The following is an 8,924-nucleotide window of genomic DNA, read 5'->3' on the forward strand; positions in this document are numbered from 1 at the left end:
CTGACAGTGGCCCTGAGCTACTTCGTCAGCTCGGACAGCTCCTTGTCGGTGTTCTGCGACACCCGGCGGCGGACCCCGAACCAGCCGGCGACCAGCATGAGGGCGATCACCGGGATCAGCAGGATGGTCTTGCGGCCCACGTCGGGGTCGTTCCACATCATGCCGAGGCAGACCAGCAGGAAGGCGATCGTGGCGACCTCGGTGACGGGGCTGAACTTCAGCTGGAAGTGGGGCCGGGTCACCAGGCCCGCGCGGGCACGGCGGACGAAGATCATGTGGCAGGCCATGATGATCACCCAGGTGCTGATGATGCCGAGGGAGGCGACGTTCAGCACGATCTCGAAGGCCTGGCTGGGCACCAGGTAGTTCAGGCCGACGCCGAGCACGCAAACCGCGCAGGTCAGCAGGATGCCGCCGTAGGGCACCTGGCTGCGGTTCATGCGCGCGGTGAACTTCGGGGCGGAGCCCGCCATGGCCATGGAGCGCAGGATGCGGCCGGTGGAGTACAGGCCGGAGTTCAGCGAGGACATGGCCGCGGTCAGCACGACCAGGTTCATCACGTCACCGGCGGCCGGAACACCGATCTTGGACAGCACGGTCACGAACGGGCTCTGGTCGGCGGAGTACACCGAGCCGGGCAGCAGCAGGGCGAGCAGCACGACCGAGCCGACGTAGAACAGGCCCACCCGCCACATGATCGAGTTCACCGCGCGCGGGACGACCTTCTCCGGCTCGGCGGTCTCGCCGGCGGCGACTCCGACCAGCTCCAGGGCGGCGTAGGCGAAGATCACGCCCTGCATGACCAGGACGACCGGCATCGCACCGTGCGGGAAGACACCGCCGTTGTCGGTGATCACGCTCAGACCGGGGGTGTGGCCGCCGACCTTGTGCTGGGTGGCGAGCAGGAAAATGCTGATCAGCATGAAGCCGACGATGGTGGCGACCTTGATGATCGCGAACCAGAACTCCATCTCGCCGAAGATCTTCACCGAGATCAGGTTCACGGCCAGGACCACCGCGAGGGCGATCAGGGCGAGCACCCACTGGGGGATGCTGGTGAACATGCTCCAGTAGTGCGTGTAGAGCGCGATCGCGGTGATGTCGGCGATGCCGGTCGTCGACCAGTTCAGGAAGTACATCCAGCCGGCGACGTAGGCGCCCTTCTCGCCGAGGAACTCGCGCGCGTACGACACGAAGGACCCGGAGGACGGCCGGTACAGGACCAGCTCGCCCAGGGCCCGCACGACGAAGAAGGCGAAGACGCCGCAGACCAGGTAGGCCAGGGCGAGGGCCGGGCCGGCGTTGTGCAGGCGGCCGCCGGCGCCCAGGAGGAGTCCGGTGCCGATGGCTCCACCGATGGCGATCATGTTGACGTGGCGGGCCTTGAGGTCCTTGCTGTAACCGGCGTCGCCCGCGTCCGCGGGCATCGCGGCCGTCTGGGCAGGGGTGACGGCCTGTGCCGAATCCACGGCGTCCTTGCTCACGGGTGGTTCCACTTTCCTGGTGCGCCCGGACCTCGTGGGCCCCGGGGGACGTGCAGGGCTTGGCCCGCGCCGACCTGATGAGTCGCGGCACAAACCAAGGCAGCACCTTCCCAGATGGATCCGCCGGTACGCGGTGGCCTACATCACAGAGCGTTACTTCTCACACGATCAACCCGGGGTCCACCCGATGTTCACCCGAGGTTTCACACCCCTGGTGAGACAGCGATACTGCTGCACATGACGACCGATGCCGGGCAGACGCCCCTCACCATCGACGAGCTGGCCGCCCGGGCGGGCGTCACGGTCCGCACCGTGCGCTTCTACGGCAGCAAGGGTCTGCTGCCGCCGCCGGTGATCGGTCCGCGCCGGGTGGGGCACTACGGGCCGGACCACGTGGCGCGCCTGGCTCTCATCGAGGAGCTGCAGCAGCAGGGCATGACCCTGTCCGCGATCGAGCGGTACCTGAAGCAGCTGCCGGACGACCTCACCCCGCACGACCTGGCCATTCACCGGGCCGTGGTCGCGTCTTGGGCGCCGGACGCGGTGGACACGGTGTCGCGGCGGGAACTGGAACGGCGGGCGGGCCGGCCGCTCAGCGCCGAGGACGTGGAGCGGCTGGCGGCGATGAACGTCGTCACGCGGGCGGAGGGTGACACCTTCCGGGTGGACTCGGGGCTGCTCCGGCTCGGCGTGCAGCTCCTGGACGTACCGCTGTCCCACGAGGCGATCCTCGCGGCGCGCAAGGTGCTCATCGAGCACTCGCGCGCCGCGGCTCACGAGCTCTCCCAGCTCTTCCGCGGCGAGGTGGCGGAGCGTGACGCCCAGGACGTGAGGTCCCTGTCGGCGCACATGCACCCCCTGGTGGTGCAGGCGCTGCTGACGACGTTCCAGCGCTCGCTGCGGGAAGAGCTGAGCGAGTGGGTCGCCCGGTCAGGAACGGACTGAGTCGCCGAACGGCTCGCCCGTCGCGCCCTTCTGCGCCTTCTCGACGAGCAGCGCGGGCGGGGTGAACCGCTCGCCGTAACGCTCGGCCAGTTCACGCGCGCGTGCCACGAATCCGCGCAGGCCCCCTTCGTAGCCGTTGATGTACTGGAGCACACCGCCGGTCCAGCCCGGGAAGCCGATGCCGAGGATCGAGCCGATGTTGGCGTCGGCGACCGAGGTCAGGACGCCCTCTTCGAGGAGCCGCACGGTGTCGAGGGCCTCGGAGAAGAGCATCCGCTCCTGCATGTCCCGGAAGGGGATCGCGTACCCGGGCTTGGTGAAGTGTTCGCGCAGGCCCGGCCAGAGTCCGGACCGCTTGCCGTCCTCGGTGTAGTCGTAGAAGCCGGCACCGCCGCTGCGGCCGGTGCGGCCGAACTCGTCGACCATGCGGTCGATGACCGCCTCCGCCGGGTGTGCGGTCCAGGTGCCGCCCGCCTCCTCCACGGCCCGCCTCGTCTCGCCCCGGATCTTCCGCGGGAGGGTGAGGGTCAGCTCGTCCATGAGGGAGAGGACCTTGGCCGGGTAGCCGGCCTGGGCGGCGGCCTGCTCCACGGAGGCGGGCTCGATGCCCTCGCCGACCATGGCGACGCCCTCGTTGATGAAGTGGCCGATCACCCGGGAGGTGAAGAAGCCGCGCGAGTCGTTCACCACGATCGGCGTCTTGTTGATCTGCCGGACCAGGTCGAAGGCCCGGGCCAGGGCCTCGTCGCCGGTGCGCTCACCCTTGATGATCTCCACCAGAGGCATCTTGTCGACCGGCGAGAAGAAGTGCAGCCCGATGAAGTCGGTCTGGCGCTGCACGCCCTCGGCGAGCGTGGTGATGGGCAGGGTGGAGGTGTTGGAGCACAGCAGCGCGTCCGGGGCCACGACGGACTCGATCTCCTGGAACACCTTGTGCTTGAGCGTGGTGTCCTCGAAGACGGCCTCGATCACCGCGTCGCAGCCCGCGAGGTCGGACACGTCGGCGGTGGGTGTGATCCGGGCGAGCAGCGCGTCGGCCTTCTCCTGGCTGGTGCGGCCCTTGGCGACGGCCTTGGCGCACAGCTTCTCGGAGTAGCCCTTGCCCTTGACGGCCGCCTCCAGGGAGACGTCCTTCAGGACCACGTCGATGCCCGCGCGGGCGCAGGAGTAGGCGATGCCGGCGCCCATCATGCCGGCGCCGAGGACGGCGGCCCTGCGGACCCTGCGGGGCTCGACGCTCTGGGGCCGGTTCGCGCCGGAGTTGACGGCCTGGAGGTCGAAGAAGAACGCCTGGATCATGTTCTTCGCGGTCTGCCCCGTGACCAGCTCGGTGAAGTAGCGGGTCTCGATGGTGATCGCGGTCTCGAAGTCGACCTGGGAGCCCTCGACGGCCGCGGCCATGATGTTGCGCGGGGCCGGGTAGGGGGCGCCGCCCGTCTGCTTGCGCAGGTTGGCCGGGAAGGCGGGCAGGTTCGCGGCGAACTTCGGGTGCGCGGGGGTGCCGCCCGGGATCTTGTAGCCGGGGAGGTCCCAGGGCTGGTGCGACTCGGGGTGCGCGTCGATGAAGGCGCGGGCCTTGGCGAGCATCTCCTCCGGCGTGGCGGCCACCTCGTGGACCAGGCCGTTGTCCAGGGCGCGGCGGGGGTTGTACTGGGTGCCCTGCAGCAGGACCTTCAGCAGCGCGTCCGTGATGCCCATCAGGCGTACGGTGCGGGTGACGCCGCCGCCGGCGGGCAGCAGGCCGAGGGTGACCTCGGGCAGGCCGATCTTGGAGCCGGGGGCGTCCAGGGCGATGCGGTGATGGGAGGCGAGGGCGATCTCGTAACCGCCGCCGAGGGCCGCGCCGTTGATGGCGGCGACGACCGGCTTGCCGAGGGTCTCGATGCGGCGCAGGGCGTTCTTGATCTCGGTCGCGGTGTCGAAGACCTGCTGGGCGTCCTCGGGACCGGCTTTGATCATGTCCTTGAGGTCGCCGCCTGCGAAGAAGGTCTTCTTGGCGGAGGTGTAGATGATGCCGCGGATGGAGTCCTTCTCGGCCTCCGCGCGCGCGGCGATCGCCGTGACGGAGGCGCGGAACGCCTGGTTCATGGTGTTCGCGGACTGGTGGGGGTCGTCCAGGACGAGGGTGACGACACCGGTGTCGTCCTGCTCCCAGCGGATGGTGGTGCTCTCGGTCATGACAGTCGTCTCCGTTGAAGTCCGTTGGTTCCGCGGGGAGTTCAGATGCGCTCGACGATGGTGGCGATGCCCATGCCGCCGCCGACGCACAGGGTGGCGAGGCCGTAGCGCTTGTCCTGGCGCTCCAGTTCGTCGATGAGCGAGCCGAGGATCATCGCGCCGGTGGCGCCGAGCGGGTGGCCCAGCGCGATGGCGCCGCCGTTGACGTTGACCTTGTCCAGGGTGAGGCCCATGTCCTTGACGAAGCGCAGCACGACCGCGGCGAACGCCTCGTTGATCTCGACCAGGTCGATGTCGTCGATGGTGAGGCCGGCCTTCGCCAGGGCCTTGCGGGTGGCGGGGGCGGGGCCGGTGAGCATGATGGTCGGCTCGGAGCCGGAGACGGCGGCGGAGACGATCCGCGCGCGCGGGGTGAGGCCGTAGCGCTCGCCGACCTCCCCGGAGCCGATCGCGACGAGCGAGGCGCCGTCCACGATGCCGGAGGAGTTGCCCGCGTGGTGGACGTGGTCGATCTTCTCCACCCAGTGGTACTTCTGCAGCGCGACGGCGTCGAAGCCGCCCAGCTCGCCGATGTCCGCGAACGACGGCTTGAGCTTGGCGAGCGAGTCGGCGGTGGTGCCGGGGCGCAGGTGCTCGTCGTGGTCGAGGACGACCAGGCCGCTGCGGTCCTTGACGGGGACGACGGAGCGGTCGAAGCGGCCGTCCTTCCAGGCGGTGGCGGCGCGCTCCTGGGACAGGGCCGCGTACTCGTCGACGTCCCGGCGGGAGAAGCCCTCGATGGTGGCGATCAGGTCGGCGCCGATGCCCTGCGGGACGAAGTTGACGGCGAGGTTGGTCATCGGGTCGTTGAACCAGGCACCGCCGTCCGAGGCCATCGGGACGCGGGACATGGACTCGACACCGCCCGCGAGCACCAGGTCCTCCCAGCCGGAACGGACCTTGGCCGCCGCCAGGTTGACGGCCTCCAGGCCCGAGGCACAGAAGCGGTTCTCCTGTACGCCGGCGACCGTGTCGGGCAGTCCGGCGGCGATCGCGGCGATCCGGGCGATGTCGGAGCCCTGGTCGCCGACCGGTCCGACGACACCGAGGACGATGTCGTCGACGGCGGCCGGGTCGAGACCGGGGAAGCGATCGCGGATCTCGTGGATGAGACCGACCACCAGGTCGATGGGCTTCGTGCCGTGCAGGGCGCCGTTCGCCTTGCCGCGGCCGCGCGGGGTGCGGATCGCGTCGTACACGTACGCTTCGGTGCTCACTGGTGTGCCTTTCGGGAGGGTGGGCCGGGCGGGGCGGGGCGGGCGGGGTCAGTCGGCGTCGGTGACCGGATCCTCGTTCACGGGCGGGGTATGCCCCAGTCGCGGGCGACCGTCTCGGTGTCCGCGCCGGGCCGGGCCGGACCGGTGCGGATGGCGGTGGGGGTCGCGGAGAATCGGGGGGCGGGGGCCGGCTGGGTGATGCCGGCGTGGTCGGTGAAGGTGCCGCGGGCGGCGAGGTGCGGGTGGTGCGGGGCCTCGCGCAGGGTCAGTACGGGGGCCACGCAGGCGTCGGTTCCCTCGAAGAGAGCCGTCCACTCGTCCCGGGTGCGGGACCTGAAGCGGGCGGCGACCCGCTCGCGCAGCTCCCTCCAGCGGGTCCGGTCCTTGTGGGCCGGCGCCAGGTCGTCCAGGCCGAGCAGGCGCAGGAACTCCGTGTAGAACCGCTCCTCCAGGGCGCCGACCGCCATGTGCTTGCCGTCGGCGGTCTCATAGGTGCCGTAGTAGGGGCAGCCGCCGTCCAGGAGGTTGGCGGAGCGGCGGTCCTGCCAGCCGCCGGCCGCGAGCATGCCGTGGATCATCGCCGACAGGTGGGCCGTGCCGTCGACGATGGCGGCGTCGACGACCTGGCCGGTGCCGGTCACGCGCGCGTGGTGCAGGGCGGCGAGGACGCCGACGACCAGGTAGAGGGAGCCGCCCGCGTAGTCGCCGAGCAGGTTGGCCGGGACGGCCGGGGGCTCGTCCGGGCGGCCGATCATGCCGAGGGTGCCGGTGAGCGCGATGTAGGCCACGTCGTGGCCCGCGCGGTCGGCGAGCGGGCCGTCCTGGCCCCAGCCGGTCATGCGGCCGTAGACCAGGCGGGGGTTGCGGGAGCGGCACTCCTCGGGGCCGACGCCGAGGCGCTCGGCGACCCCCGGGCGGTAGCCCTCGACGAGGATGTCGGCCCGCTCGGCGAGGTCCAGCACGCGGCCGGGTCCGTCAGCGGCTTTCAGGTCGACGACGATCGAGCGCTTGTTGCGGTTGGTCACGTCGTGGGCGGGGTCGATCGCGAGCCCCGGGCCGCCCGGCCGGTCCACCCGGACCACGTCCGCGCCCAGGTCCGCGAGGAGCATGGCGGCGAACGGGCCCGGCCCGATACCGGCCAGCTCGACCACGCGCACGCCGGAGAGCGGACCGCTGCCCGGCGTCGCCGGCGTCCCTGCCGTCGTCATGCGTCCAGCCCCCTCGCACGTGTGACACAACTGATGTAACACCGGTGATGCTAAGAACGCGTGGCACCGGACACAAGCCCCAACGAGCAAGCGCTTAGCCAAGTGCCCGGCTGCACCTGTATCACCCGGGAGAGTGAGGGACCGGTGCACCGCGACTCGCCCCCCGTGCACTGTCGGCGCGTGCGCGCTGCGGCCACCGCTGCCTCCGGGCTGGTCGTCGTCGCTGACCCCCCTCACGCTAGCCTCAGCGACCGACAGCGGCGCGGGCTGCGGGACGAAGGGGTGGCATGAGCGGGCTGAACAGGACGGACCGTCCCTACGACCTGGTGCTCTTCGGAGCCACCGGATTCGTCGGCACTCTCACGGCGGAGTATCTCGCCGCGCACGCGCCGCAGGACGTGCGCTGGGCGGTGGCCGGGCGCGACGTGGGAAGGCTGGAGCGGCTGCGCGAGCGGCTGCCCGGCGGGGCGGAGGTCGGCGTCCTGCGCGCCGACGTGACCGAACCGGCCGGTCTGCGCACCCTCGCCGAGCACGCGCGCGTGGTGGCCACGACCGTGGGACCGTACGTGCTGCACGGCGAGGAGCTGGTCGCCGCCTGCGCGGACGTGGGGACCGACTATCTGGACCTGACGGGTGAGCCGGAGTTCGTGGACCTGATGTACGTCCGGTACGACGCACGCGCGCGGGAGACGGGCGCCCGTCTGGTGCATGCCTGCGGCTTCGACTCCGTGCCCCACGACCTGGGCGTGTACTTCACGGTCCGGCAGCTGCCGGAGGGTGTGCCGCTGACCGTGGACGGCTATGTGACCGCCGACGCGGCCTTCTCCGGGGGCACCCTGGCCTCGGCACTGAACCAGTTCGCCCGCGGCCGGCAGCTGCTGGCCGCCGCGCGCGAACGGGGCAGGCACGAGCCGCGGCTCATGGGACGCCGGGTCACGGCGCCGACCGGTGCGCCCCGGTTCGCTCGGGAGGTCGGCGCGTGGGCGCTGCCGCTGCCGACCATCGACCCGCAGGTCGTGCGCCGCTCGGCGAAGGCGCTCGAACGGTACGGACCCGACTTCCGCTACCGGCACTACGCGGCGGTGCGGCATCTGCCGGTCGCCCTCGGCGGGGTCGCCGCCGTCGGCGCGGTGCTGGCGGCCGCCCAGCTGCCGTCCGCGAGGCGGTGGTTGTCGGGCCGGCTGCAGCCGGGGGACGGACCGAGCGCGGAGCGGCGGGCGAGGAGCCGGTTCGCGGTGCGCTTCGTCGGCGAGGGCGGCGGGCGGCGGGTGTTCACGGAGGTCGCGGGCGGCGACCCCGGCTACGACGAGACGGCGAAGATGTTCGCCGAGGCGGCCCTCGCCCTGGCCTTCGACGACCTGCCGCCGACGGCCGGGCAGGTCACCACGGCGCAGGCGATGGGCGACGCCCTGACCGGGCGGCTGCGCGCCGCGGGCATCACCTTCCGGGTGGCGGCCACCGGCCCCGCCGCCTCCCCCGCCGTTTGAGACTTGTGCACCCGGACGTCCCCGGCTCCCTGCGGCCCCTGCCGCGAAAGTCTCACAAGGTTCTTCAATGAAACGATGGAGGCCCAGACCGAAGAGCCGAAGGAGGCGGGACAGGCATGAAGTTCGTGCTCGAAGTGACCGTGGACGAGGACGCGCCGGCGCAGGACCGCGCCGGCGAACTGGGGCGGATCCTGCGCTACTGGGGCGGGAACCTCGGCCACTACGCCCTCGAACCCGGAGACGGCTCGGCCGTCTACGACGCGGCGTATCAGGAGGTCGGCGCCTGGCGGATCGTGGCCTCCTGAGCCCCGCCCCCGGCGCCCTGTGCCGCCTTACGGCTTCGCACGGACCTGTGTTTTTAGTAAA

Annotated in this window: 7 protein-coding genes; 3 read left to right on the top strand and 4 right to left on the bottom strand. The window is 71.3% G+C overall.

From position 1 onward, the window contains the following. Positions 1 to 17 precede the first annotated feature (17 nt). A complete protein-coding gene (locus ACWC94_RS09185; protein WP_450795837.1) occupies positions 18 to 1,484 on the bottom strand; it encodes an amino acid permease in 1,467 nt (488 codons plus the stop codon). Positions 1,485 to 1,721: 237 nt separating this feature from the next. On the opposite strand from ACWC94_RS09185, the gene ACWC94_RS09190 reads away from it, so the two are divergent. Then, positions 1,722 to 2,429, top strand: a complete 708-nt coding sequence (locus tag ACWC94_RS09190) for a MerR family transcriptional regulator (RefSeq protein ID WP_450795838.1) — start codon at positions 1,722 to 1,724, stop codon at positions 2,427 to 2,429. Here the strand turns inward: ACWC94_RS09190 and ACWC94_RS09195 are convergent. From ACWC94_RS09195 to ACWC94_RS09205, 3 genes are all read right to left on the bottom strand, one after another. Continuing rightward, on the bottom strand, positions 2,415 to 4,607 hold the full coding sequence (locus ACWC94_RS09195) for a 3-hydroxyacyl-CoA dehydrogenase NAD-binding domain-containing protein (RefSeq protein WP_450795839.1): 2,193 nt from the start codon (positions 4,605 to 4,607) through the stop codon (positions 2,415 to 2,417). The genes ACWC94_RS09190 and ACWC94_RS09195 overlap by 15 nt on opposite strands. Before the next feature lie 41 nt (positions 4,608 to 4,648). Further along, positions 4,649 to 5,863 carry an acetyl-CoA C-acetyltransferase gene (locus ACWC94_RS09200; protein WP_450795840.1) on the bottom strand — a complete coding sequence of 405 codons (1,215 nt, stop codon included), beginning with the start codon at positions 5,861 to 5,863 and terminating at the stop codon, positions 4,649 to 4,651. Between the two features lie 77 nt (positions 5,864 to 5,940). Beyond that, positions 5,941 to 7,071 carry a CaiB/BaiF CoA transferase family protein gene (locus ACWC94_RS09205; RefSeq protein ID WP_450795841.1) on the bottom strand — a complete coding sequence of 377 codons (1,131 nt, stop codon included), beginning with the start codon at positions 7,069 to 7,071 and terminating at the stop codon, positions 5,941 to 5,943. A 287-nt stretch (positions 7,072 to 7,358) separates the two neighbouring features. Here ACWC94_RS09205 and ACWC94_RS09210 point away from each other — a divergent pair, with 287 nt between their 5' ends. Then, on the top strand, positions 7,359 to 8,558 hold the full coding sequence (locus ACWC94_RS09210; protein ID WP_450795842.1) for a saccharopine dehydrogenase family protein: 1,200 nt from the start codon (positions 7,359 to 7,361) through the stop codon (positions 8,556 to 8,558). A 116-nt stretch (positions 8,559 to 8,674) separates the two neighbouring features. Next, positions 8,675 to 8,863, top strand: coding sequence for a hypothetical protein (locus tag ACWC94_RS09215; RefSeq protein WP_450795843.1), 189 nt, complete (start codon positions 8,675 to 8,677; stop codon positions 8,861 to 8,863). Positions 8,864 to 8,924: the final 61 nt, after the last annotated feature.

Source organism: Streptomyces sp. NPDC001135, from assembly GCF_053598395.1.